This is a genomic window from Geomonas azotofigens (genome assembly GCF_018919395.1).
Classification (GTDB): domain Bacteria; phylum Desulfobacterota; class Desulfuromonadia; order Geobacterales; family Geobacteraceae; genus Geomonas; species Geomonas azotofigens.
In genome coordinates this window covers 428,128-451,983 of the sequence record NZ_JAHLME010000003.1, presented here as the reverse complement: position 1 = coordinate 451,983, position 23,856 = coordinate 428,128, and the positions used below count along the sequence as shown (strand labels likewise).

General features: G+C 62.4%; 19 protein-coding genes. 6 read left to right on the top strand and 13 right to left on the bottom strand.

Annotation, left to right across the window (positions count from 1 at the left end; genetic code table 11):
- Nucleotides 1–15: 15 nt before the first annotated feature.
- Both purN and KOL99_RS11775 read left to right on the top strand, forming a co-directional pair.
- Complete coding sequence (gene purN / locus KOL99_RS11780) at nucleotides 16–630, top strand: phosphoribosylglycinamide formyltransferase (RefSeq protein WP_216510663.1); 615 nt, start codon at nucleotides 16–18, stop codon at nucleotides 628–630.
- A 115-nt stretch (nucleotides 631–745) separates the two neighbouring features.
- A complete protein-coding gene (locus tag KOL99_RS11775; RefSeq protein ID WP_216510662.1) occupies nucleotides 746–1,588 on the top strand; it encodes a ChaN family lipoprotein in 843 nt (280 codons plus the stop codon).
- A gap of 10 nt (nucleotides 1,589–1,598) precedes the next feature.
- Here the strand turns inward: KOL99_RS11775 and KOL99_RS11770 are convergent, their stop codons facing one another.
- The 5 genes from KOL99_RS11770 to KOL99_RS11750 all read right to left on the bottom strand — a co-directional run bounded on the left by KOL99_RS11770 (nucleotide 1,599) and on the right by KOL99_RS11750 (nucleotide 7,813).
- Nucleotides 1,599–2,186: a hypothetical protein gene (locus KOL99_RS11770; RefSeq protein ID WP_216510661.1), complete on the bottom strand. Its 588-nt coding sequence runs from the start codon at nucleotides 2,184–2,186 to the stop codon at nucleotides 1,599–1,601.
- A 146-nt stretch (nucleotides 2,187–2,332) separates the two neighbouring features.
- The gene (locus KOL99_RS11765; protein WP_216510660.1) at nucleotides 2,333–2,617 is read right to left on the bottom strand and encodes an EscU/YscU/HrcU family type III secretion system export apparatus switch protein; all 285 of its coding nucleotides are present in this window, start codon (nucleotides 2,615–2,617) and stop codon (nucleotides 2,333–2,335) included.
- The gene (gene fliK, locus KOL99_RS11760; RefSeq protein ID WP_216510659.1) at nucleotides 2,610–3,551 is read right to left on the bottom strand and encodes a flagellar hook-length control protein FliK; all 942 of its coding nucleotides are present in this window, start codon (nucleotides 3,549–3,551) and stop codon (nucleotides 2,610–2,612) included. Before fliK ends, KOL99_RS11765 begins: the two co-directional genes overlap by 8 nt.
- Nucleotides 3,552–3,599: 48 nt before the next feature.
- Entirely contained in the window at nucleotides 3,600–6,698 is a 3,099-nt protein-coding gene (locus tag KOL99_RS11755; RefSeq protein ID WP_216510658.1) for an efflux RND transporter permease subunit, read from the bottom strand.
- The gene (locus KOL99_RS11750; protein WP_328760181.1) at nucleotides 6,695–7,813 is read right to left on the bottom strand and encodes an efflux RND transporter periplasmic adaptor subunit; all 1,119 of its coding nucleotides are present in this window, start codon (nucleotides 7,811–7,813) and stop codon (nucleotides 6,695–6,697) included. Before KOL99_RS11750 ends, KOL99_RS11755 begins: the two co-directional genes overlap by 4 nt.
- A gap of 202 nt (nucleotides 7,814–8,015) precedes the next feature.
- Between KOL99_RS11750 and KOL99_RS11745 the strand changes: the two genes are divergently transcribed.
- Nucleotides 8,016–10,340 (top strand): PAS domain S-box protein, encoded by a 2,325-nt coding sequence (locus KOL99_RS11745; protein ID WP_216510657.1) that lies wholly within the window; start codon nucleotides 8,016–8,018, stop codon nucleotides 10,338–10,340.
- On the top strand, nucleotides 10,337–11,380 hold the full coding sequence (locus tag KOL99_RS11740; RefSeq protein ID WP_216510656.1) for a response regulator: 1,044 nt from the start codon (nucleotides 10,337–10,339) through the stop codon (nucleotides 11,378–11,380). Before KOL99_RS11745 ends, KOL99_RS11740 begins: the two co-directional genes overlap by 4 nt.
- 186 nt (nucleotides 11,381–11,566) lie before the next feature.
- On the opposite strand, the gene KOL99_RS11735 is transcribed toward KOL99_RS11740, so the two are convergent.
- The 5 genes from KOL99_RS11735 to KOL99_RS11715 all read right to left on the bottom strand — a co-directional run bounded on the left by KOL99_RS11735 (nucleotide 11,567) and on the right by KOL99_RS11715 (nucleotide 19,826).
- Complete coding sequence (locus KOL99_RS11735; protein ID WP_216510655.1) at nucleotides 11,567–13,021, bottom strand: sigma-54-dependent transcriptional regulator; 1,455 nt, start codon at nucleotides 13,019–13,021, stop codon at nucleotides 11,567–11,569.
- Between the two features lie 152 nt (nucleotides 13,022–13,173).
- Nucleotides 13,174–13,419 (bottom strand): hypothetical protein, encoded by a 246-nt coding sequence (locus tag KOL99_RS11730; RefSeq protein WP_216510654.1) that lies wholly within the window; start codon nucleotides 13,417–13,419, stop codon nucleotides 13,174–13,176.
- Nucleotides 13,420–13,517: 98 nt separating this feature from the next.
- The gene (locus KOL99_RS11725) at nucleotides 13,518–14,498 is read right to left on the bottom strand and encodes a class 1 fructose-bisphosphatase (RefSeq protein WP_216510653.1); all 981 of its coding nucleotides are present in this window, start codon (nucleotides 14,496–14,498) and stop codon (nucleotides 13,518–13,520) included.
- A gap of 405 nt (nucleotides 14,499–14,903) precedes the next feature.
- Nucleotides 14,904–17,918 carry an L-glutamate gamma-semialdehyde dehydrogenase gene (gene pruA, locus KOL99_RS11720; protein ID WP_216510652.1) on the bottom strand — a complete coding sequence of 1,005 codons (3,015 nt, stop codon included), beginning with the start codon at nucleotides 17,916–17,918 and terminating at the stop codon, nucleotides 14,904–14,906.
- A gap of 462 nt (nucleotides 17,919–18,380) precedes the next feature.
- Nucleotides 18,381–19,826 (bottom strand): sigma-54 interaction domain-containing protein, encoded by a 1,446-nt coding sequence (locus tag KOL99_RS11715; RefSeq protein WP_216510651.1) that lies wholly within the window; start codon nucleotides 19,824–19,826, stop codon nucleotides 18,381–18,383.
- Between the two features lie 178 nt (nucleotides 19,827–20,004).
- Between KOL99_RS11715 and KOL99_RS11710 the strand changes: the two genes are divergently transcribed.
- Entirely contained in the window at nucleotides 20,005–20,268 is a 264-nt protein-coding gene (locus KOL99_RS11710; protein WP_216510650.1) for a type II toxin-antitoxin system Phd/YefM family antitoxin, read from the top strand.
- Nucleotides 20,265–20,540, top strand: coding sequence for a type II toxin-antitoxin system RelE/ParE family toxin (locus KOL99_RS11705; RefSeq protein WP_216510649.1), 276 nt, complete (start codon nucleotides 20,265–20,267; stop codon nucleotides 20,538–20,540). Before KOL99_RS11710 ends, KOL99_RS11705 begins: the two co-directional genes overlap by 4 nt.
- A gap of 12 nt (nucleotides 20,541–20,552) precedes the next feature.
- Here KOL99_RS11705 and rarD read toward each other — a convergent pair whose 3' ends face one another.
- From rarD to KOL99_RS11690, 3 genes are all read right to left on the bottom strand, one after another.
- Nucleotides 20,553–21,464: an EamA family transporter RarD gene (rarD, locus tag KOL99_RS11700; RefSeq protein ID WP_216510648.1), complete on the bottom strand. Its 912-nt coding sequence runs from the start codon at nucleotides 21,462–21,464 to the stop codon at nucleotides 20,553–20,555.
- A gap of 178 nt (nucleotides 21,465–21,642) precedes the next feature.
- Nucleotides 21,643–23,010 (bottom strand): sodium-dependent transporter, encoded by a 1,368-nt coding sequence (locus KOL99_RS11695; RefSeq protein WP_216510647.1) that lies wholly within the window; start codon nucleotides 23,008–23,010, stop codon nucleotides 21,643–21,645.
- Nucleotides 23,011–23,326: 316 nt separating this feature from the next.
- A complete protein-coding gene (locus KOL99_RS11690) occupies nucleotides 23,327–23,809 on the bottom strand; it encodes a YbaK/EbsC family protein (RefSeq protein WP_216510646.1) in 483 nt (160 codons plus the stop codon).
- Nucleotides 23,810–23,856: the final 47 nt, after the last annotated feature.

Below are 23,856 nucleotides of genomic sequence, written 5' to 3'. Positions count from 1 at the left end.
CCGCGCGGAGCCTGTATGGGAAAAGAGCTCAAAATAGGGGTACTGATCTCGGGCAGCGGCAGCAACCTGCAGTCGATCATGGACGCCTGCGCGGCGGGCGCCATCAACGGGCGCGTGGTCTGCGTGATCAGCAACAAGGCCGACGCCTTCGGGTTGGAGCGGGCCAGGAAGGCGGGGCTCCCTGCGCTGCACCTGGACCACCGTGCCTACTCCGGCCGCGAGGCTTATGACGAGGCGCTGGTGGCGACCCTGCGCGAGTTCGACGTGGAACTGGTGGTGCTGGCGGGCTTCATGCGCATCATCACCTCGGTGCTGCTGGACGCCTTCCCGATGCGGGTCATGAACATACATCCTGCGCTGCTCCCCGCCTTCCCCGGGCTGCACGCGCAACGCCAGGCGCTGGAATACGGCGCCAAGGTCGCCGGCTGCACCGTCCATTTCGTGGACTGCGGCACCGACACCGGCCCCATCATCATGCAGGCGGCGGTGCCGGTCCTTGAGGGTGACACCGAGGAGAGCCTGTGCGCCCGCATCCAGAAGGAGGAGCACCGCATCTACCCGGAAGCGGTCCGGCTTTTTTGCGAGGGGCTCCTGCAGGTGGACGGCAGGGTGGTCACCGTCTCCGCCTGACGCCAGCGCGACACTGAAAACGAAAGAACCCCCTCGATGCCGAGGGGGTTTTTCTTTGCCCGCGTTTCCCCTTTCCCGATGGCCAACGGCCACGGTTTCTGCTATAACCACGCCCATGCCCATTCGATACCCCGCCAAGCTGCTGCTCTTCATCCTTCTGGCCGCCCAGCTCTGCGGCTGCTCCATCACGCAGGCCCTGCGGGTGAGCGACCGCGAAAGGGTCGACGTGAAGACGATGATCGCCGACCTTTCCGACACCTCCGTCCTCTTCCTGGGGGAGCGGCACGACGCCTCCGCGCATCACGAGCTGCAACTGCGGGTGCTCGAGGCGCTCAAGGCCCAAGGCAAGGACCTCGCCATCGGTATGGAGATGTTCGAGAAGGTGAGCCAGCCGGCTCTGGACGCCTGGAGCGCGGGCAAGGTGCCGGAGGCGGCCTTCCGCAAGGTGTACCAGTGGAGCTGGCGCCACATCCCCTGGGACATGTACAGCGACATCCTCCGCTTCGCCCGCGACAACCATATCCCGATCGTCGCGCTGAACGCGCCCCGTGACATCGTCCAGTCCGTGGCCCGGGGGGGATTCGCCTCCCTGAGCGGCGCGGAACTCGCGGAACTGCCGCCTGATGTCGACGCCAGGGTGACCGATGAATTCCTGAACTTCATGCGGGGCTACTCGCCCAGCCACGGCCGAAGCGGCGACGGCTTCCGCAACATCGCCGAGGCGCAGATGCTGCGCAACGCGGTGATGGCAAGACGCGTCAACGACTACCTGACCGCGCATCCCGGAAAGGTCATGGTGGTGATCGCGGGTGGCGCGCACGCCCGTGGTATCGGTGGGATCCCTTCCGAACTGAGGGGCAACCTGGAGTACCGGATCGTGCTCCCCCCCGTTCCGCCGCTGGACGAGGAGAGCGTCACCCTCCGGGACGCCGACTACCTGCTGCTGGAACGCTTCTAGACGCCTCGGGCTAACGGCAGAAATCGACCACCTTTTCGGCGACGGGGCGACGGTCGTTCAGATCCTGGTCGAAGATCCTCACCGTCGCCGAGCACCGGCTCAACGGCCGCGCCGTCATGGACACCCTCAGCTTCCCCCCCTCGTACAGGGTGACCGGATCGAGGGAGTTCGCCTTGTGCGCGGTGAGGATGACCGCCCGCTCGAACTGCACATCCGGGAATACCTCAACCGAAGGTACCGTCCTCGCGACGATCTTGCCCCCCTCCACCCGGTACCTGACCACCCGCCGTGGCGTCAACCAGTCCGCCCCCTCATGTGCCTGCTCCACCACCGCGACAAGCTGGCATCCCGCGTCCGAATTCACGTACATCGCGTCGACCCCATCCCGCGAGATCGTGCACAGCCCCTGGGCCGCCTCCAGGGCGGCGATCTCCTGCGGCTTGTCGGGGTCCTTGGGGGGCGTGAACTTCACCCATTCACAAGGGCTCCGCCCCTCTATTCCCCTGCTGATCAAGGTGAAATTCTCCGGGCAGCCGGCAAGAAGAGCCGAGGTCATCGCGAAACAGGACAGCATCCGGAGGGACTTTAAAGGAACCATACCTCCTCCCGCGAGCGAGAAGTACAGCGTGTGCTGGGACTGACCATTTTACAATGCGCCGTTAAACCGGCAAGATAGGCGGGCAGTTATAATTGTCACATGATAAAGGCGGGAATGTGTCAACGGGGAAAGTGGCAGAGTAACGCCTAGAGCTGCCGGTCCAGTTGCTGGTCCAGCGAGTAGAGCCAGGCCAGGAGTTCGGCGACCGCCTGGTACAGTTCGGGTGGGATTTCGGCGTCGAGATCGATCTGCATCAGCATGGCGACCAGCTCCGGAGACTGGTGCACGTAGACGCCGTGCTCCGTGGCGAGCGAGATGATCGCCTCCGCGCTGATGCCGGCTCCCTTGGCGATGACCCTGGGGGCGCCCGCCTCGTCGGGGTTGTAGGCCATGGCCACGGCCCGCTTGATGTCGGAGGTTTTCCTAGCCATCCTTGGCCGCCATCTTGTTCAGGTGCAGGCCCTGGCCCGCGAGCGAGGAACGCAGTTCTCCGCTTGCCTGCCGCAAAAGCTCCGATGCGCCGGGGCGGTCGCAGACCAGTTCCACGTCGATCCCCTCGGGGGTGAAGCGAAGCTTAGCCGCGACCCCGCCCAGGCGGGGCAGTTCCAGCGAGAGGTTCGCCTCGATCCCCTGCTCCCACTGCTCAGCGCTCCCCTCCCCCACCACAAGCTTCATCTCCTGCCCGGGCCAGGCCTCCCCTTGCCACACCAGCACCCCGGTATTCAACAGGTGGAGCTGCTCCTTGATGAGCGGCAGGGTCCTGCCGTCGGCGATGGCGCCACCAGCGGCGTCTTCGGCCGAACGCCCCTCCCCGTCCGACAGCAGGCGGGAGAGCTTCCCCTGGGGCTCCTTGAGCAGTTCCTTCAAGGAGAGCCCTCCCAGGGCCCACTGGGCCAGGTGCGACTCGTAGAACAGCCCGTTCTGGGTCAGGCTCTCCTTCAGCCTCCCGGCGAGCTGGGCGATGGCCTGTTCCGGATGCTCGACCAACGGCTCGGACGCAGGCGGTAGCCCCGGCGCGTTCTCCACCACGTCGGCAAGCCACTTCCCCATGGAACTTAGCTGCACCGATTCGGTCTGGGGGCGCAGCATCTGGAAGGTGACGCGGGGATCGGCGGTGACGAAGGTAAGCTCCAGGGTCTCCCCCGGCTGCACGTTGAGCGGGATCTCCAGCTTGTAGAGCTCCCCGGCCACCCGGGCCATGTACAAGTTGTTGGGCAGGTTGGCGATGATCTCGGCCTTGACCTGCTGCCCGGGGTTCAGCTGCAGCAGCGAGCTGGCGCGCTCCTGAACGTCGGCGGTCGGGGTCACCGCCGTCTTGGCCAGGATGGTCAGTACCTGCTTTTGGGCTTCATCGTTGATCAGCATGGCCGCCCCCAAAAGGCGAAAGACGAAAGGCGAAACACGTCCTAGGTTCTACGTTCTCGCCGGCGCTTTGCTCCGAAAGAACTCCCGCCCCCTCTGCACGGCACGATCGAGGTAGTAGTAGACCACCGGCGTGATGTAGAGCGTCAACAGCTGCGATACCAGGAGTCCACCCACTACCGCCAGGCCCAGGGGCCTCCTCCCTTCGGAGCTCGCCCCGATGGCGAGCGCGATGGGGAGTGTCCCCATGAGCGCGGCCATGGTGGTCATCATGATGGGTCGGAAACGGACCAGGCATCCCTGGTGGATCGCATCCAGCGGGCTCTTCCCCTCGCGCCGCTGCGCGTCGAGCGCGAAGTCGATCATCATGATGGCGTTCTTCTTCACAATCCCGACCAGCATGATGATCCCCACGAAGGCGTACAGGTCCAACTCCTTGTGAAACAGCATCAAGGTCAGGAGCGCCCCGAGCCCCGCCGAGGGAAGCCCCGAGAGGATGGTGATCGGGTGGACGTAGCTCTCGTACAGGATCCCGAGCACCAGGTAGATCACGACCACGGCGGCCAGCAAAAGGAGCGTGAGCCCCTTGGTGGAGGACTGGAACGCCTGCGCCGCCCCCTGGAAGCCGGTGTTGATCCCCGGCGGCAGCGTGCTCGCCGCCATCTTCTCGACCGCGGCCACCGCCTCTCCCAGGGGGACCCCCGGCTTCACGTTGAAGGAGACGGTGACGCTGGTGATCTGCCCCAGGTGGTTCACCGACAAGGGGCCCAGCGACTTGGTCAGCGTGGTCATGGTCGAAAGCGGCACCAGCGCGCCCGATGAAGACCTCACGTAGAGGAGCCCCAGGGCGGAGGGGTCGAGCCGGTACTGCGGCTCCAGCTCCAGGATCACCTGGTACTGGTTGGTCGGCGCGAAGATCGTCGACACCTGCCGGGACCCGTAGGCGTAATAGAGCGCGTCCTCGATCTGCTGCGCCGTCACCCCGAGCGCCGTCGCCTTGTCCCGGTCGATCTTCAGGTCGACCTGCGGGTTCTTGAGCTGCAGGTCGCTGGTGACATCGAGCAGTTGCGGCACCTGCTTCAGCTTCTGCTCGAAGGCGGCCGCGCTCTCGTAGAGCACCTGGGTGTCCGGGCTCTGCAGCACGAACTGGTACTGGCTCTTGGAAAGTTGCGCCTCCAGCCTGATCGGGGGCGGGTTCTGCATGAAGGCCTGGATCCCCGGCACCTCGGCCAGTTTCGGGCGCAGCCGCTGGATCACCTGGTCGACCGAATCCTTCCTCTCACTTCTCGGCTTCAGCGTGACAAACATGAATCCCGAGTTGGAGCCGACCCGGGAGCCCGAGGCGCCGACGGTGGACATGAACCCCTTGATGTTTGGATCGGCCGCGATCCGCTTGGCGAGTTCCTGCTGGTGGGTGACCATCTCGTCGAACGATGCCCCCTGCGCCCCCTCGGTGGTGCAGTAGAAGGAGTCGAGGTCCTCGCTGGGGAGAAGCCCCATGGGCATCACCTTGAACAGGTACACGGTCACCGCGGTCATCACCAGGGTGAGGGCGAGGATGGCGCGACGGTGCCTGAGCACGGCGGTGAGGGTCCCGCTGTAGGCGGCGAGCAAGGCGTCGAAGCCGCGCTCCAGGAAAAGGTAGAGCCGGCCGTGGCGCTCCTCGGCGGGGGGATGCAGGAAGCGGCTGCAGAGCATCGGGGTGAGGGTCAGGGAGACCACCCCCGAGATCAGGATGGCACAGGTGATGGTGACGGCGAACTCGTGCAGGAGCCGCCCCAGCATCCCTCCCATGAAGAGCACCGGGATGAACACCGCCACCAGCGAGATGGTCATGGAGACGATGGTGAAACCGATCTCCCTGGCACCCTTGAGCGCGGCCTCCATGGGGCGCTCCCCCTGCTCCATGTGGCGCACGATGTTTTCCAGCATGACGATGGCGTCGTCGACGACGAAGCCGACCGAGAGGGTGAGCGCCATCAGGGTGATGTTGTTCACCGAGAAGCCCAGGCCGTACATGGCGGCGAAGGTGCCGATGAGCGAGATGGGAAGCGCAAGGCTCGGGATGACCGTGGCGGAGAGGTTCCTGAGGAACAGGAAGATCACCATGATCACCAGACCGATGGTGAGCACCAGGGTGAACTTCACGTCCGCCACCGAGTGCCGGATCGCCTGGGAGCGGTCGTAGAGCTCGTGCAGGGTCACCGCGCCGGGAAGCTGGTCGCGGAAGCCGGGGAGAAGCTTCTTGATGGAATCGACCACCTCGATGGTGTTGGTGCCGGGCTGGCGCTGCACGGCGAGGATGATGGCGCGCACGTTGCCGTTGAACCAGCCGGCGATCTTGTCGTTCTCGACCGAGTCGACCACGCTCCCCAGGTCGGAGAGGCGCACCGGTGCGCCGCCGCGGTAGGCGACGATCAGCGGGCGGTAGGCGGCCGCGTCGAGGAGCTCACCCTGGGACTGGATGGCGAAGGACTTGCTGGCATCCTGCAGGGTGCCGGTGGGGAGGTTTACGTTGCCGCCGGAGAGCGCCTGGGACACCTCGTCGATACCGATCTTCCGGGAGGCGAGCGCCATCGGGTTCAGCCGCGCCCGGACCGCGTACTTCTGGGCGCCGTAGACCTGCACCTGCGCCACCCCGCTCACCATGGAGATGCGCTGCGCGATCATGGTGTCGGCGTACTCGTTCACCTGGGACAGCGGCAGCGTTTTCGAACTGAGCACCAGGTAGAGCACCGGCTGGTCGGCGGGGTTCACCTTCTGGTAGGAGGGGGGGGACGGCATGTCCTGGGGGAGCTGGCGGCTCGCCTTGGTGATGGCGGACTGCACGTCCTGCGCCGCCGCGTCGATGTCGCGCTCCAGCGCGAAGCGCAGCGTGATGCGCGTGACGCCCTGGCCGCTGGTGGAGTTCATGGTGTCGATGCCGGCGATGGTGGAGAGCTGCCGCTCAAGCGGCGTAGCGACGGCGCTGGCCATGGTCTCGGGGCTCGCCCCGGGGAGGTTGGCGGTGACCTGGATGGTGGGGTAGTCGACGTTGGGGAGGTCGTTCACCGGGAGGAGCTGGTAACCGATCACACCCGCCAGCACTATGGCGAGCATGACCAGGCTGGTCATTACCGGCCGCCGGATGAAGAGTTCCGCGAGGTTCATGAGGGCGCCCCGCCCTTCACCGCCACCTTTGCGCCGGGAACCAGTTTCACCTGCCCGTCGGTGACGACCGTGTCACCAGGGGAAAGCCCCTTCTCGATGACGGTCACTCCGTCGAGGGACGGCCCGGTACTGACCGGGCGCACCTCGGCCGTGGCGTCGGGCTTCACGACGTAGACGAATTCACCCTGCTGCCCGGTCTGAACGGCGCGAGTGGGGACCACGGTCGCTCCCTTCCTGGTGTCGAGGGTGATGGAGACGTTGACGAACTGGCCGGGCCAGAGCGTTTTGCGGGCATTGGCGAAGGTGCCCTTCACCTTGATGGTGCCGGTGGCGGGATCAACGCCGTTGTCCAGGAAGGTCACCGTCCCCTGCTCCGCCACGGCGCTCCCGGCGACCCGCGCCTGGACCGGGAGTTTTCCGCCGATCCTCACCTTGATGGCGGCCAGGTCCTTTTCCGGCAGGGAGAAGGTGACGTAAAGCGGGGTGATCTGGTTGATGGTGACCAGTGCGGTGTCGTTTTCCTTGACGAGGTTGCCGGCGTGGGTGGTGAGGCCGCCGGTGCGCCCGCTCATGGGGGATCGGATGAAGCAGTAATCAAGCTGCAGCTTGGCGTTGTCCACCGCGGCGCGCAGCGAGGCCACCGAGGCGGAGAGGGAATCGGCGGTGGCCTGGAGCTGGTCGTACTGCTCCCGGGTCACGATCCCCTCCTGCCAGAGCGAGGCGTAGCGCTTCGCCTGTTCCTTGGCGTTGTTGGCGCTGGCCGTGTCGCGGGCGAGGTTCGCCTGGGCCTGCGCCAGCTGCGCCTGGAACGGGCGCGGGTCCACGGTGAACAAAAGCGCCCCCTTGGCGACGTCGTCCCCCTCCTTGAACTGCACCCCGGTGATCATGCCGGCGACGCGGGACTTGAGGGCCACGGTGGCGTAGGGCTCGACGTTGCCGATGGCGCGCAGCTCGATGGGAACGTCCTTCTGGGAGGCCCGGGCCACCGTGACCGGCGCAGGGGCTTTCGCCTTCGGTTTCTCGCTCTCTTTGGAGCAGCCTGCGCCCAGGGAGGCGGACAACAGCACAAGCAGCAGGATCTTGGAAAAGGGACGGGCAAGAGAAAGGATGTGCACGCTGATTTCTCCTTTACGGCGGGGGAAGCTGGAAGATTCATAGCATACTCCGGCGTCAAATAGTAGCCAAGAAAGCCGGTTTCATATTCTTTCCTTTTTTCATAAAATTCGCCGCGCGGCTAAACCTATCCGGGGGGGCGGCCGATAAGGAGGTGAAGGAAGGTTACGAATCAGATGCACCGACGCGAGGGGTCCGACCCAGATGAAACATCCATTGCGCATCCTGATCGTAGACGATTCCCCCGAGGACGCCACCCTCATCGTCCGGCACCTGCAAAAGGAGTTCGCTCCCGTCTATGAGCGGGTCGAGACTCCGGACGAGATGGATGAAGCGCTGGACCGGGGAGGATGGCACCTGGTCATCTCCGACTACGTGATGCCGCGTTTCAGCGGCCCGGGAGCGCTGCAGCTCATGCACGAGCGCGGCATCGACCTCCCCTTCATCATGGTGTCGGGACAGATGGGCGAGGATGCCGCCGTCGAGGCGATGCGCGCCGGCGCCCATGACTACCTGATCAAGGACCGGCTGTCACGGCTGATCCCGGCCATCAAGCGGGAACTGCGAGAGGCGGTGGTGCGCCGCGAGCGGCGCGTGGCGGAGGAGGCGCTCTCCGCGACCGAGGCGCGTTTCCAAAGCCTCGTGGAGCAGTCCCTGGTCGGCATCTTCATGTTGCAGGAGGACATCTTCATCTACGCGAACCCGAAGCTGTGCGCCATTTTCGGTTATGCCCCCGAGCAGCTGATCGAAAAGCGCAGCCTCCTCGACCTGGTCGCCCCCGACGACCAGATCCGCGTGCTGACCCAGTTTCTGCGCCCGCTCAAGGAAGGGAGCGAGCCGCTGCATTTCTTCTTCCGTGGCAAACGGCAGGACGGCGCCGCCATCGACCTTGAGGTGAACGGCACCAGGACCCTGATCAACGGCTCGGACGCCGTCATCGGCACCCTGCTCGACATCACCGAGCGCCGTCGCGCCGAGGCCGAACTGAGCAAGTTGTGGCGCGCCGTCGAACAAAGCCCCGTGTCGGTGGTGATCACCGACCTCAAGGGATGCATCGAATACGTGAACCCGAAGTTCATCGAGGTGTGCGGCTACCCCGAAGCCGAGCTGATCGGCGTGAAGACCAGCATCCTCAAGTCCGGCACCATGGGGGTCGAGTTCTACCGGGAACTCTGGGGGACCATCTGTTCCGGCAAGGAGTGGCATGGCGAGCTGCACAACCGGAAGAAAAACGGCGAGCTGTTCTGGGAGAGCTGCTCCATCTCCGCGGTGAAAAACCCGGAAGGACAGATCACCCACTTCGTCGGGGTCAAGGAGGACATCACCGAGAGAAAGCTCGCCGTGGACCAGTTGCGACAGGTGCAGAAGATGGAGGCCGTGGGGCAGCTGGCGGGAGGGATCGCCCACGACTTCAACAACCTGCTCACCGTGATCAACGGCTACAGCACGCTGCTGATCCGGGCCCTTGACGAGAGCTCGCCCATGCACAAGGAGGCGGAGCAGATCCTGCGCGCCGGCGAGCGGGCCGCGGACCTCACCAGGCAGCTCCTCAGTTTCAGCCGGCGCCAGATCATGGAGCCGCGGGTGCTGGACATCAACCGCCAGGTGAAGTCGGTCCAGAAGATGCTGGAGCGGCTCATCGGCGAGAACATCCGGCTCATAACCGATCTCGCGCCGGACGCCGGGCTGATCAAGATGGACCCGGGGCAACTGGAGCAGATCGTCATGAACCTGGTGGTCAACGCCCGCGACGCCTCCGACACCGGCGGCGTGATCACGGTGGAAACCGGCAACAGCGAACTGGACGAGGGGTACCGGCATCTGCACCCGGGCTCGCAGGTCGGCAGTTACGTCAAGCTGAGCGTCACCGACCGCGGCCAGGGGATGACCGACGAGGTGAAGCAGCGGCTCTTCGAACCCTTCTTCACCACCAAGGAGATGGGGCGCGGCACCGGGCTCGGCCTCGCCACCGTGTACGGCATCGTGAAGCAGTGCGGCGGCTACATCGAGGTGATCAGCGAGCCGGGCCAAGGGGCGCGTTTCGACATCTACCTGCCGCGCACGTACCAGGAGGCGGAGTCCCAGGGCAAGCGGCAACAGGATGAGCCCATTGACACCGATCACACCATTCTGGTAGTTGAGGATGAGCCCGGGGTGCTGAACCTCGTGGTGCACACCCTGAGGATGCGCGGGTTCACCGTGCTGGAGACGACAGACCCCGAGCAGGGAGTCACCCTGTTCGAGCAGCACGCCGACCAGATCGACATGCTGTTGACCGATGTGGTGATGCCGTTCATGAGCGGCCCCACCCTGGCCGAGATACTTTTGGCCAAGAAGCCGAAGCTCAAGGTGCTCTTCATGTCGGGGCACACCGACAACCGGGTGAGTTTCGAAAAGACGCTGGAAAAGGGAATGCAGTTCCTGCCCAAACCCTTCACGAGTGACGCCCTGATCAGAAAGGTGAGGGACACCCTGCAGGGGACCGAGTCGCAGGAAGCGACACGGGCGATTTCAGGAGGTAGCAATTGAAAGGGAAGATACTGATAGCCGACGACGAGGACATGATCAGAGAACTGATCAACATCACTCTGTCCAAGGAAGGATTCACCTGCTTCCAAGCCGCCAGCGCGGAAGAAGGTCTGGAGATAATCAACAGCCAGCAACTGGACCTGGCCCTTTTGGACATCATGATGCCCGGCCGCTCCGGGATCGACCTGTTGAAGGACATCAAACAGGTCACGCCGGACACCACCGTGCTCATGATCACGGCCATGAACGACATGGACACCGCGTTGTCCTGCATCCACAACGGTGCCGAGGACTACATCACCAAGCCGTTCAACCTGGACCGGGTGCTTTTGACCGTGAAGAACACCCTGGAGAAGCGGCGCCTGGTCATGGAGAACAAGGAGTACCAGGCCAACCTCGAGCTCAAGGTCCGCGAGCAGACCGAGGTGATCAGGACCGTCATGGGCGAGATCAACCTCGCCTACGAGCACACGCTGGCGGCGCTGATCCGGGCGCTGGACGCCAGGGAAAAGGAAGTCGGCTCGCACTCCGAGCGGGTGATGGCCTATACCTGCCTGCTGGCGGAGAGAGCGGGGATCGGGCCGGAAGAGCGGGTCATCATGGGCAAAGGCGCCCTCTTGCACGACATCGGCAAGATCGGCGTATCGGACAACATCCTGCTGAAGCCGGGGAAACTCGACGACGAGGAGTGGAAGGTGATGCGCCAGCACCCGAAGATCGGCTACGACATCCTGGCAGGCATCAAGTACTTCTCCGACGCCGCCGAACTGGTCCTGTTCCATCACGAGCGCTACGACGGCGCCGGCTATCCCCACCGCGTCGCCGGCGAGGCAATCCCGATCAGCGCGCGCATCTTCTCGCTGGTGGATACCCTGGACGCCATGACCTCGGACCGCCCCTACCGCAAGGCGCTCAGCTTCCAGGCCGTGCTGGACGAGGTGGTGCGCTGCTCGGGGCAGCAGTTCGACCCGAAGCTCGTGGACGTGTTCCTCTCCATCCCCAAGGAGGAGTGGGAGAAGGCCGCCGGGAAGACACTGTAACCTGAATCCTCACGCTGTAGGGGCGAATAATTATTCGCCCAGCGCTGGTGGCACCCAGGACTGCCCACGCAAGACAAAGAACGAGGGCGAATGATCGTTCGCCCCTACAGAAACAAGATGCCCAAAATGAAAAGAGCCGGCGGACCATCTGGTCGCCGGCTCTCTCGTTCTCTGCCCGCCTGCCTTCTAGGACTGTTCGCCCATCCCGATCCGGTAACGCTCCAGCCGGTCGCGCAGGGTGTTGCGGCTGATGCCGAGCAGCTTGGCCGCGAAAACCTGGTTGTTGTTGCTCTTCTCCATCGCCATGTGGATCAGCGCCTTTTCCAGCCCCATGTTGACGCTCTCGTAGATGGCGCCCTTGTTCTTCTGGCAGATGCCGTCGAAAACCGGCTCCAGCATGCTCCAGAACACCTCGTAGTAGTCATCCCCCACCACCTCGAGGTCGACTTCCTTGAACCCCGCCTTGGCGGTCAGGAAGGACTCGAAATCACCGGGGACGAGGATGTCGCCACGGCAAAAGACCACGGCCGAGTTGATGACGTTCTTCAGCTCCCTGATGTTGCCGTCGAACTGGTGGTTCATCAAGAGCGCCATGGTGTCGGGGGCGACCCCCTTCACGTTCTTGCCGTACTTCTTGGCGAACTTCTTGACGAAGAGGTCGACCAGCAGCGGGATGTCCTCGGTCCGGTCCCGAAGCGGCGGCAGGAAGAAGTTCACCACGCGCAGGCGGTAGAAGAGGTCCATCCTGAAACTCTTGTCCTTGACGCAGGCCAGAAGCGACCGGTTGGTGGCGGCGATGACCCGGACGTCGACCTTGATGGTCTCGTTCCCCCCTACCCGCTCGAATTCCTGGTTCTCGAGGACGCGCAGGAACTTGCCCTGGTTGGCGGGGCTCATCTCCCCGATTTCGTCCAGGAAGATGGTGCCGCCGTTGCACTGCTCGAACTTGCCGATACGGCGGGAGTGGGCGTCGGTGAAGGCCCCCTTCTCGTGGCCGAAGAGCTCGGACTCCAGCAGGGCCTCGGGGAGCGCCGCGCAGTTGACCGCCAGGAAGGGGCGGTTCTTGCGGCGGGAGTTGTTATAGATGGCGCGGGCGAGGAGTTCCTTGCCGGTGCCCGATTCCCCCTGGATCAAGACGGTGGCGTCCGAATCGGCGACCGTCCCGACCATCTTCCAGATCTCGATCATCTCGGGCGAGGAACCGATCATCAGGTCCTCGGTGAGATCCTCCTCGGCCTGAGGCCGCTCTCTGGTGTAGCGCACCTTGCGGCTCAGGAGGTTGCATTCGAGCGCCTTCTTGACGGCCCCCTTCAGCTTGTTCATGTCGAACGGCTTGGTGACGTAGTCAAAGGCGCCGTGTTTCATCGCCTCGATGGCGTTTTGGGTGGTCTTGTAGCCGGTGGCCATGATGACGGCGAGTCCCGGATCGATCTTCTTCGCCTCTTTGAGCACCTCGATGCCGGACTTCTGGGGGAGGCTGATGTCCATGATCGCCACGTTGGGACGATCGGAGATGACCCGCTTCAACGCCCCTTCGCTGTCGCTTTCCAGCAGCAGTTCGTATTCCTCGCCCGCGAAGATGGTCTTCAGCATGAGCAGGATGTCGTGATCGTCATCCAGAATCAGCAGTTTAGCAGTCATGGCCGCCCTCCCGATGGGCTATTATAATCCGCACCGACTTTTTGCCAAGCCGGGCGTATCAAAGTCTCTGTCAGCAGCACAGGGCGATAGTAAAAGAACCGCCCTTTTTTGGAGAAGCGGTTCTCTTGGTTCACCTCTAAAGATCGAAACGATTACTGTTCTTCGTCCTCGTAATCGTCATCACCGAATGCATCAAGGTCGTCGTCAGCATCCTCTTCTTCCTCGTCGAATTCGTCGGCGAGGTACTGCGGGCGGTCATCCTCTTCCTTGATAGCCTCGAAACGGGCCAGTATGGCCGGATTGGTGCAGAAACGCCCTTCCTTGCAGGTGCAGGTGTCGAGATCGCACAGATCGAAAAGCTGGATTTCGCTGCACAACCTTTTGGTACTAGTATCCATTTCTTACCTCTGAGAATTGCGGTCAATACTTTTATCGCCCCGCAGCGTGACAACTTTAGCGAAAATCATCGCGGGACGACCAATGTTACAACAAAAGCCTAGCCGTTGACAAACGATGCGGCAGCTGCGGGTTCCTGAACTCCCTCCTTGAGGAAGTCGGTGGCCACTTTGACGTCGGACTTGCAGCCGATGTAGATCGGCGCCCTCTGGTCGAGCGACTCGGGAACGATGTCGAGGATCGGGATTTTCCCGTTGCTGGCGGCGCCGCCGGCATGCTCGATGATGAACGCCATCGGGTTGAGCTCGAACAACACGCGCAGCTTCCCGTTGGGCGAGCCCTTGAGCGCCGGGTACATGAAGAGCCCCTTCCCTTTCATCAGCACCTGGTTGATGTCCGGAACGAAGCCGCCGGAGTAGCGCAGCTTGCACCCCTTGGCCTCCAGGTGGCGGATGAACTTCTCGTCGCCGTCGTTGTACTTGTTCCTGAGGCCGCCCGGAGCGTAGATGTTCCCCTCTTCCTGCATCCTGATGTTCTCGCGGGTCAGGGTGAACTCCATCAGGTTGTTCATGGTGAACTCGTGCACGCCGTCACCCACGGTGTAGACCAGGGAGACCCTCGGTCCGTACAGTATGTACATGGCGGCGACCTGGTTGCGGCCCGGTTGGAGCAGGTCGCACCCTTCATAGATGGAGACGATGGTGCCGACGGCGAGGTTCACGTCGACCAGGGAGGAACCGTCCAAGGGATCGTAGGCGACCGAGTACAGCCCGTCGGCGCTGGCCTGGGCCTGGTAGATCTCGTCCATTTCCTCGGAGGCGATGTTGCAGACGACGCCGGAGTGGATCAGACGTTTCCGCATGATGCGGTCGGAGAGCACGTCGAGGGCAAGCTGCTCCTCGCCGTAGAGGTTCGAAGTACCGGCGACACCCAGGTCACCGGTGCGCACCGCGTTAATGACGTACTTGCTGGCCTCGGCAATCTCGCAGATGAGGTGCACGAGGTTGTCACTGATGTTCTGGCCGCGCAGATGACGGCGCAGTTCTATCTGGAATTTCGACGTTCCCGGTGCAGCAGGCATAGGACCCTCCAAGATTAAATTAAAATTATTTTACGACCCGGTAGATTATGTCAAAAAAGGGCACAAATCAAGGAAAAAAAGGGCGCAATACGTAAACCGTAAAGGGGTACTTGGTAAACAAAATTGACCACATAGTGAGAGCAATAGGTTATGAGCTTCCGCCTCCACGGCGTGGATTTATGGGAGGAACTGAGAGAGGAAGTTCAAACGGAAAAAGCGCCTGCACTCTTAAAAAGTGCAGGCGCCATTGTCACCTCGATTGCTTCGATAGGGGCGAATAATGATTCGCCCGCCGTTACAGCATCTGCCGCCTCGGCCTCTCTCGCCATCGTCACCGATCGGCCCACGGCGGCTGGGCACATATTTATCTGCCCCTACAACAGTTCAACCACCACCCCTGCCCACTTACGCGACCCAGTCGTCGTCCTCCTCGACCGGTGCGAAGCCGCGGCGCATGGTGTTCTCGGTGACCACCCTCGGGTCCATGAAGTGCAGCAGGTAGTCGTGCCCGCCCGCCTTGGTGCCGACGCCGGACATCTTTGAACCGCCGAAGGGCTGGCGGCCGACGAGGGCGCCGGTGTTGTTGCGGTTCAGGTACAGGTTGCCGACGCGGAACTGGCGACGCGCCTGGGCCAGGTGCTCGGGGCTTCTGGAGAAGACGCCGCCGGTCAGGGCGAACTTGGTGGAGTTGGCCCACTCGATGGCCTGGTCGAAGTCCTTCGCGCGCATCACGGCGAGGACCGGTCCGAAGATCTCCTCCTGGGCGATCCTGTGCTCCGGCTTGATGCCGCCGATGATGGTCATCGGGACGTAGTAGCCGCCGTCGCTGGGGACCTTGCTCTCGTAGAGCACGTGCCCTTCCTTCTTGCCGATCTCGGCGTACTCCTTGATGGTCTTCATCGCCTTGTCGTCGGCGACGGCGCCCATGTAGTGCGCCGGATCCTCGGAGGGGCCGACCAGGGTCGCCTGCGCCATGGAGACCAGACGCTCGACGAACTTGTCGTACACCGCGTCGAGCACGATGACGCGCGAGCAGGCGGAGCACTTCTGCCCCTGGAAGCCGAAGGCGGAGTAGAGGACGTGCGGCACCGCCTCGTCCAGGTCGGCGTCGTCGTCGATGATGATGGCGTTCTTGCCCCCCATCTCGCAGACGATCTTCTTGACGTTCTCCTGGCCCGGGTAGACCTTGGCGGCGCGGTCGATGATCCTGAGGCCGACTTCCATGGAGCCGGTGAAGGCGATCAGGGAGACGTCGGGGCTGTCCACCAGGAAGTCGCCCATGACGGAGCCGCGGCCCGGGGTGTAGTTGAAGACGCCTTCGGGGAGGCCGACTTCGCGGAACAGTTCCACGATGTGGTAGCCGATGACGGAGGTGATGCCGGAAGGCTTGAACACCACGCAGTTACCGGCCACGATGGCGGCGGAGGTCATGCCGAGGCTGATGGCCAGCGGGAAGTTCCAGGGAGCGATGACCGCGGCGACCCCTTTGGGCTCGTAGAAGTAGTGGTTCAGCTCGCCCGGCGCGTTGCCCACGCGCTTGGGGGTGCCCAGGGTGATCATCTCGCGGGCGTAGTACTCGAGGAAGTCGATCGCCTCGCAGACGTCGGCGTAGGCCTGGTCCCACTGCTTGCCGATTTCGAGTACCTGCCAGGCGGAAAGCTCGAAGATGCGGCGGCGCGCAACGGCGGCTGCCTTGATCAGGTACTGGGCGCGGTCCTTCGGGTCGGTGTCGCGCCATGCCGGGAATGCCTTCTTGGCGGCCTGGATGGCGTCGCCCACTTCCTTGGTGCCGGCCTGGCAGATGACGCCGATGGTCTCGGACGGCTTGTTCGGGTTCACCGACGGGATGGTGTCGGCGGTCTTCACTTCCTTGCCGTTGATGAAGAGCGGGTAGGTCTTGCCGAGCTGCTTTCTCACTTCGGCGATTTCTTTCGGGAACGCGGAGCGGTGGTCGGCGCGGGTGAAGTCGACCATGGCCTCGTTGTAGAACGGCTTCAGGCCTCCGGGGCCCTTGGCTTCCGCCTTCTTCGTGGCGGCGCGTGCGGCGCGTTCGCGCTGGGCGGTGATCTCCGGGTCCTCGAGCAGGCGCTCGATCTGCGCGTCCTCGGCGAAGCTCTGGCGCAGGAAGGATTCGTTGGCGGTATTCTCCAGCAGGCGGCGGACCAGGTAGCCCATGCCAGGCACCATGTCGCCGTACGGGCAGTAGAGGCGGATGCGGCCGGCGACCTTCAGGATGCCCCTTCTGACCGGCTCGGCCATGCCGTAGAGCACCTGGAACTCGTAACGCTCGTCGGGAACGTTCAGCTCCTTGGCCATCTCCATGACCGCGGAGATGGTCCGGATGTTGTGGGAAGCGCAGGCGAAGTGGCAGATGTCGGAGCTCTCGAGGATCATCCTCGCCTGGCGCTCGTAGGCGGCGTCGGACTCGGCCTTGATGGTCCAGACCGGGATGGCCCAGTCGTTCTGCTTTGCCTTGACGGTTTCCATGTCCCAGTAGGCGCCCTTCACCAGGCGGATGGAGATCTTCACGTTCTTCTGGCGGGCCCAGGCGAGCAGTTCCGGCAGGTCCTTGTCGGTGTCCACCAGGTACGCCTGGAGCACGATGCCGAACTGGTCGTAGTTGGGGAACTCCAGCTTAAGCCGCTTGTACACCTCGATGATAATGTCCTTGTGGCGGTAGGACTCCATGTCGATGCAGAGGAAGCCGTTCAGTTCCATGACCTTCTGGGCGATCTTCCTGACGCGGTTCAGGATGGCGACCACGGAGCCTTCGAAGTCCTGCGGGTTGGCGAGACAGAAGAGCGCGGTCGGCTTCACGGCCACGTTGACCTTCGGCGCGTGCCCCCAGTCGAGGTTGGCGTCGCCCCCCTTGCCCGGCAGCGGTTTCCAGTCCTTGTACTCCTTTTTGAGCGAATCGAGGAGCTCAAGGTAGGTGTTCATGTAGATGTCCGCTTCCTTCTCGGAAAGCGTCGCCTCGCCAAGCACGTCCACGACGAACGCGAAGCCGTCCTTTCTCAGGCGCTCCATGTTCTTGATGGCTTCCTTGGTGTTCTCGCCCACGATGAACTGGCGCGCCATCTCCTGGATGTTGGTGGTGAGGAACTTGTTCAGCATCGCCCCGCCGAAGGAGCCGAGCATACCGGCCACCTTGGCGCCGGTAGAGAGGACCGGCGGCATATCCTTCTCTTCGCCGAAGTACTCGCGGATGTGGTCGGTGAGGAGCTTGCCGGTGGTGAGGGACGGGAAGACGTCGACAAAGCGGAACATCTGGATCTTGAAGGTTTCGTTCTGCATGCTCCAGTCCATCACCTTGCCCATCCAGGCGCCCTTGTTGAAGAGAGACGGCTTTTCGCCGGAGATGGTGGAGAAGAACTCCTTGCCCCGTGCAATGACTTTGTTGTTCAGTTCGGTGTTGTTCATCCAAAGGCTCCTTTATTACAGGTTGTTCCAAGAGGAAATCATAAACGTGTAAAGCAAGAGCACAAGCTGTGCCAGCCGGTATACGATTTCGATCCTAGTGGAGACGTGGAGGCGGTCGGCAGGAAGGAACAGCCGTAAGGGAAGGCGCTTCATCCGGCTAAACAGCCGGAAGTATTATAGCATTTCTGGGGAGAATGGTAATGAATGAGGGAGGGATTTTATAGATCGATACATGGCAAACTACATCTTAAAGCGGCAGCAAAGTCAGAATGGCCGGAGCGCAATATGCAGCATTGCATACCACCGTATTCCAGGTCCACTGTAGGGGCGAATAATCATTCGCCCCCCCGTACCGCACCGGCGCCGTCGGTGGCACGGGCAATCGTGGGGGCATCGGCGCTGGGCGAATAATTATTCGCCCCTACAGGATCGTGACACCGTAGCAAAGGTTGCCCAGTCGGCCTAGGCGATCCCGTGCTTCTTCAACTTCCTGGCAATGGTCGACTGGTTCACCCCCAGCGCCTCCGCCATGCGCACCTGGTTGCCGTGCTTGGCGAGCGCCTTTTCCAGGATCGCCCTTTCCACCTTATCCAGCGTTTCCTGCAGGGTCACCTCGTCGTGCCAGACCCCGCCGGCCGCCGCGGCCTGCCCTCCGCCCGCGGCAATTTCCGCAGGCAGATCCTTGACGTCGATAAGGTCCGTTTCCGTCATGACCACGAGCCTCTCGCAGATGTTCATCAACTGCCTGACATTACCGGGGTAATCGTAGGCCAAAAGCGCGTCCGAGGCGGCGCGGGTCAGACGCTTGCGGATCGAGTCGCGGGCGCCGAACAGGTCCACGTAATGGCGAACCAGCGGCAGGATACAGTCGCGCCGCTCCCGGAGCGCCGGCACATGGATCGGGATCACGTTCAATCGGTAGTAGAGGTCGAGCCGGAAGGTCCCGTCCTTGACCATCTGGTCAAGATTCCGGTGCGTTGCCGCCAGTATCCTGACATCGAGCGTCCGGGCCTTGGTCCCCCCGAGCCGCACCACGCGTCCATTTTCCAGGAACCGGAGCAGCTTTACCTGGGCGGCTTGGGGCAGTTCCGCGATCTCGTCCAGGAACAGGATGCCGCCGTCGGCAAGTTCGAGATAACCAGGCTTGCCGCTCGCCTGCGCGCCGGTGAAGGCCCCCTTCTCGTAGCCGAAGAGCTCGGATTCTATGAGGGATTCGGGAATGGCGCCGCAGTTGATTTCGATGAGCGGTTTGTCGGCGCGGCTGGAGTTCTTGTGGATCAACTCCGCGATCAGCCCCTTGCCGACGCCGGATTCGCCGAGGATAAGCACGGTCGAGTTCACCGCACTCACCTTGAGCGCCTGCTTCAGCGCGTTGACCATGAGCGGACTGCGGGCGATGACGCTGCGCGAGGCGAGGTCGGCCTGTTGCATCTCCAGCATGTGGCTGCGGAACTGGTCCCGAAGCGCCTCCTGCTCCTCCAGCTCGCGCTGCAAGTTGTCGATCTCCGTGACGTCCCGCTCGCTGACCACGACCCGGATCACGTGGCCGTTGGCGTCGAGGACCGGTGTACCGGTCGAGATCAGCTTGCGCCCCTGCCGGTTCTGCAACTGGCTTACCACCTTGCCCGTGGTCAAAGCTTCCAGAGCCGCCGAGCGGTCGATGAAGCCCTGGTCCAGCAGTTCGTGCATGTTCTTGCCAATAACCTCGGCGGCGGTGATGTTATTGATCCGCTCGGAAGCCGGGTTGATGCGGATAACAACTGCATCAGCGTCGCAAATCCAGAGCCCGTCCGAGGAAGAATCGATGATGGCGTCAAGCTCACGCGTCAGATCCTGAAACGCTCGCATCTGCCGCGCCATCTCTTCCAGATCAAGTGCTGCAATAGTTCCGGGTACTGCTTCAGTCATAAAAACCTCCGGCAGAAATAGCGCCGGCGACCATTATGCATAAACGCATGCAATATGCAACGGGGAATACGGCAGGCAAGGACCGCAAGAGAAATTGACGCATCAAACGGGACATGATACTTTTAACCGTACTCTAGAGAGAACCATAAAGGACACTATAAGAAAGAGGTGAAGCAGGATGTCATCGATAAGCGCAAACGAGCTTAAGACCCGCGGTGTTGCTGCGATAGAGGCAGCATTGAGTCAGGATTCGGAAGCCATCATCTCGGTTCGCGGTAAGACCCGTTATGTGGTCATGCCTATTGAGCATTTTCATTACCTGCGCGAATGTGAATTAGAAGCAGCGCTGGCTCAAAGCAACGATGACATCGCAGCAGGTCGGTATGTGGTATCAACCCCTGAAGAACATTTGAAGAGAATAAAAGCAGGTGATGAAGCATGAAGTACCGCCTGGTCTTCACCAAGCAGTACGAGAAGCGAGCAAGACGTTTTCTGAAACTTCACCCTGAGTTGGAACCGGCATACCTAAAGACTCTCAAGCTACTGCAGGCAAACCCTTTCCACCCCTCGCTCAGGCTGCACCGACTAACGGGGCGGCTGAGCGGCCTTCATTCCATATCAATCACGCTGTCGTACCGAATTACCATGGAGTTTTTGGTAGTCGATGAACAAATCACCCCGGTGAACATCGGCGACCACGACACTGTCTACTAAACCAGTTCCGAACTACCCTCTGACAGTGCGGTAGGCGTGGATGGAGTAGAGAACGAGGCCGGCCCAGATGAACAGGAAACTGATCAAGTGAGTGTGGGTGAAGGTCTCGCCAAAGAGGGTGATGGCGAGCAGGAAGTGCATGGTGGGGGTGATGTACTGCAGAAAGCCGATGGTGGCCAGGCGCAGCTTCTTCCCGGCGGCGGCAAAGAGCAGCAAGGGGATGGCGGTCACCACGCCGGACATCGGGATCAGCACGTCCAACGCGACACCGTGGGTGAGGAAGATGCCGGTCCCCTTGTGGTTCAACTGCACCAGGTAGAAGAGCGCGAAGGGCATGAGGAGCAGGGTTTCGACGGTAAGACCGACCAACGGCTCGACGTGCAGCACCTTGCGGATCAGCCCGTAGAGCCCGAAGGAGAGCGCCAGGATCAGCGAGATCCACGGCATGCTGCCGTACTGGATGGCAAGATAGAGGACGCCGGTGAAGGCAAGGGCGAGACTGATCCACTGCGGGCGCTCCAGCCGCTCGCGCAGAAACAGAAAGCCGAGCAGCACGTTAACCAGCGGATTGATGAAGTAGCCCAGGCTCGACTGCAGCACTTCGCCCACGCTGATGGCGTAGATGAAGACCAGCCAGTTGGTGGCGATGAGGATGGTGGTGGCAAAGAGGACAGCCAGCGACTTCGGGCGCTTCAACACCTCGATCGTGGCGGGCCACCCCCCTTTCCAGGTGATGAGCAGCACTAGGAACGCGAGCGACCAGACGATCCGGTGCGAGACCATCTCCAGGGGCGGGACGACCTTGACGCTCTTGAAGTATACGGGGAAGAAGCCCCAGCAAAGGTAAGCCGCCAGGCCGTAGATGACGCCCTGGCGGCTTTTTTGCGCAGCGGTGAGCTCGGTATGTTCGGAAGAGTTGCTCATGTGGCAGATATCCTTATACTAACGGGTCCACGTCTCCTCCCTAGGAGGGGGAGCAGGTCCATTTTTCCTCCCCCCGGAGGGGGGAGGTCGGGTGGGGGGAAAGCCTGACGCTAACGACGTCCCCTTCCCCCTCCCCAGCCCTCCCCCTCCGGGGGAGGGAGCTTTTATTTTTCGGTGACTAGATAATCTTGAGCCCGCGCAGCAGGATAACGGTGATGGTGATGGGCGCAACGTACTTCACAAGGAACAAGAAGATACTGATGATGGCGCCGTTTTTCAACTGCCCGTCGTTGGAAAGAGCCGCCCTCACCTTCTCATCCCCCCACACCCAGCCGACAAAGAGGCAGATAAACAGGCCGCCGACCGGCATCAGGAAGTTCGAGGTCAGGAAGTCGTAGAGGTCGAACATGGTCATACCGAAGAGCTTGAAGTTGGCCAGCAGGCTGTTGGAGAGCGCGGCGGTGGAGCCGATCACTGCCAGCAGGGCCACGGTCAGCACGGTCGAGTTGAAGCGGGACACGCCGAAGCGCTGGTGCAGGTAGGCAACCGGGACTTCGAGAATGGAAAGCATGGCGCCGGTCGCGGCGATGGCGCCGAGCACGAAGAAGAGCACCACGAACACGTTGCCGAACGGCATCTGCGAAAACACCGCGGGAATGGTGATGAAGAGCAGCGAGGGCCCCGCTTCCGGCTTGAAGCCGTAGGTGAAGACGGCCGGGAAGATCGCGACGCCGGCCAGGATGGAAACCGTGAGGTCGGCCAGCATGACGCGCAGCGCGGTCATCGGGATGTTCTGGTCATCGCGGAAGTAGCTTCCGTAGGTGATCATGGTGCCCATGCCGACGGAAAGCTTGAAGAAGGCGAGCCCCATGGCGGTGAGGACGACGCCGCCGGTCACCTTGGAGAAGTCGGGGCGGAACAGGAATTCGAGGCCGGCCGCGGCGCCGGGGAGCATCAGGCTACGGACACCGATCATGACCAGGATCAGGAACAGTACCGGCATGAGGCGTTTGGTGGTCTTCTCGATCCCCTTGGAGACGCCGGCGATGATGATGGCGCCGACGAACACCAGCACCAGGCATTGCCAGAATACGGACTGCACCGGGTCAGTGATCAGCTTTTCGAAGCCGGCCGAGGTGACCTTGGGGTCGGCGGAGAGGATGCTGCCGGAGGCCGCCTTGAAGATGTAGGCGAAGACCCAGCCCGCCACCTCGGTGTAGAAGGCGAGGATCAGGAAGGCCGAGAGTACGCCCGCCGCACCGATAAGGGCCCAGGCGGGATTTTTCGGGTGCAGCACCTTGAAGGTGGTGAGCGCGTCCGACTTGGAGCGGCGCCCCAGCATGAGTTCGGCGACCATGACCACGAGGCCCGCCATCAGGGTCGAGAGCAGGTAGACGATGATGAAGGCGGCCCCGCCGTTCAGGCCGGTCAGCGCGGGGAACTTCCAGATGTTGCCCAATCCCACCGCCGAACCGAGCGTTGCGGCGATGACTCCTAAACCCGTGGTAAAGCTGTCCCGTGCCTTGGTTACTTTTACGTTTTGCATGTCCTTGCCTGTGTCCTTTGCTCTGCTCTTTGTAAATTAGCGGCAGCATTGCCGCGACATCCCGGTCAAAAAAAGCTCCCTCTCCCTCAGGGCGAGGGAGTGGACGGGCGAATGATTATTCGCCCCTACAACGAAACCATTGCCTACCATCTCGCCACCTTCCCCGGAAAGGGGTCGGGTGAGGTTCTGTAGGGGCAAATAATCATTTGCCCAGCGATGGTGCCCCAGCAACGCAGACGGCTAGAGAGGCAATCTGGGCGATGGAGGGCGAAAATTATTCGCCCCTACAGTGGACCCGATACGACGACGGCGGCGCCTATTTTTTGATAGCCGCGACCTCCCCTGCCGTGATGTGGCAGAGTTGCTCCGGAGTCAGCGCGAAGACGGCGTTGGGCGTGCCGGCGGCGGCCCAGAGTTCCTGGTAGCCAAGCAGGTCCTCGTCTATGAAGGTGGTAAGCGGTGCCGGATGTCCTACCGGGGATACCCCGCCGATGGCGTAGCCGGTCTGCTCGCGCACGAAGTCCGGGGTCGCCCGCTCGATCTTCTCACCCATAAGGGCGGCCAGCACCTTCTCGTTCACCATGTTGGCGCCGCTTGCGACCACGAACACCGCCTTGCCGCTCTGCTTGCCGCGGAACACCAGCGACTTAACGATCTGCCCGACCTCACAGCCGACGGCGTTAGCCGCATCGACGGCGGTGCGGGTGCTCTCCCCGAGCTCCTTGACACGGCAATCGACACCGAAGCTGTTCAGTGCATCCTGTACCCGTTTCGCGCTTGCACTCAATGCTGAATCCATTCCTGCCTTCCTCCTGAGAAAGTCATAGAATCAAAACCGTTGGCCAC

What these genes read in the sequence shown, in the direction of transcription:
- purN (WP_216510663.1), top strand. Translation starts at nt 16, where the DNA reads ATGGGAAAAGAGCTCAAAATAGGGGTACTGATCTCGGGCAGCGGCAGC.
- KOL99_RS11775 (WP_216510662.1), top strand. Translation starts at nt 746, where the DNA reads ATGCCCATTCGATACCCCGCCAAGCTGCTGCTCTTCATCCTTCTGGCC.
- KOL99_RS11770 (WP_216510661.1), bottom strand. Translation starts at nt 2,186, where the DNA reads ATGGTTCCTTTAAAGTCCCTCCGGATGCTGTCCTGTTTCGCGATGACC.
- KOL99_RS11765 (WP_216510660.1), bottom strand. Translation starts at nt 2,617, where the DNA reads ATGGCTAGGAAAACCTCCGACATCAAGCGGGCCGTGGCCATGGCCTAC.
- fliK (WP_216510659.1), bottom strand. Translation starts at nt 3,551, where the DNA reads ATGCTGATCAACGATGAAGCCCAAAAGCAGGTACTGACCATCCTGGCC.
- KOL99_RS11755 (WP_216510658.1), bottom strand. Translation starts at nt 6,698, where the DNA reads ATGAACCTCGCGGAACTCTTCATCCGGCGGCCGGTAATGACCAGCCTG.
- KOL99_RS11745 (WP_216510657.1), top strand. Translation starts at nt 8,016, where the DNA reads ATGAAACATCCATTGCGCATCCTGATCGTAGACGATTCCCCCGAGGAC.
- KOL99_RS11735 (WP_216510655.1), bottom strand. Translation starts at nt 13,021, where the DNA reads ATGACTGCTAAACTGCTGATTCTGGATGACGATCACGACATCCTGCTC.
- KOL99_RS11730 (WP_216510654.1), bottom strand. Translation starts at nt 13,419, where the DNA reads ATGGATACTAGTACCAAAAGGTTGTGCAGCGAAATCCAGCTTTTCGAT.
- KOL99_RS11725 (WP_216510653.1), bottom strand. Translation starts at nt 14,498, where the DNA reads ATGCCTGCTGCACCGGGAACGTCGAAATTCCAGATAGAACTGCGCCGT.
- pruA (WP_216510652.1), bottom strand. Translation starts at nt 17,918, where the DNA reads ATGAACAACACCGAACTGAACAACAAAGTCATTGCACGGGGCAAGGAG.
- KOL99_RS11715 (WP_216510651.1), bottom strand. Translation starts at nt 19,826, where the DNA reads ATGACTGAAGCAGTACCCGGAACTATTGCAGCACTTGATCTGGAAGAG.
- KOL99_RS11710 (WP_216510650.1), top strand. Translation starts at nt 20,005, where the DNA reads ATGTCATCGATAAGCGCAAACGAGCTTAAGACCCGCGGTGTTGCTGCG.
- KOL99_RS11705 (WP_216510649.1), top strand. Translation starts at nt 20,265, where the DNA reads ATGAAGTACCGCCTGGTCTTCACCAAGCAGTACGAGAAGCGAGCAAGA.
- rarD (WP_216510648.1), bottom strand. Translation starts at nt 21,464, where the DNA reads ATGAGCAACTCTTCCGAACATACCGAGCTCACCGCTGCGCAAAAAAGC.
- KOL99_RS11695 (WP_216510647.1), bottom strand. Translation starts at nt 23,010, where the DNA reads ATGCAAAACGTAAAAGTAACCAAGGCACGGGACAGCTTTACCACGGGT.
- KOL99_RS11690 (WP_216510646.1), bottom strand. Translation starts at nt 23,809, where the DNA reads ATGGATTCAGCATTGAGTGCAAGCGCGAAACGGGTACAGGATGCACTG.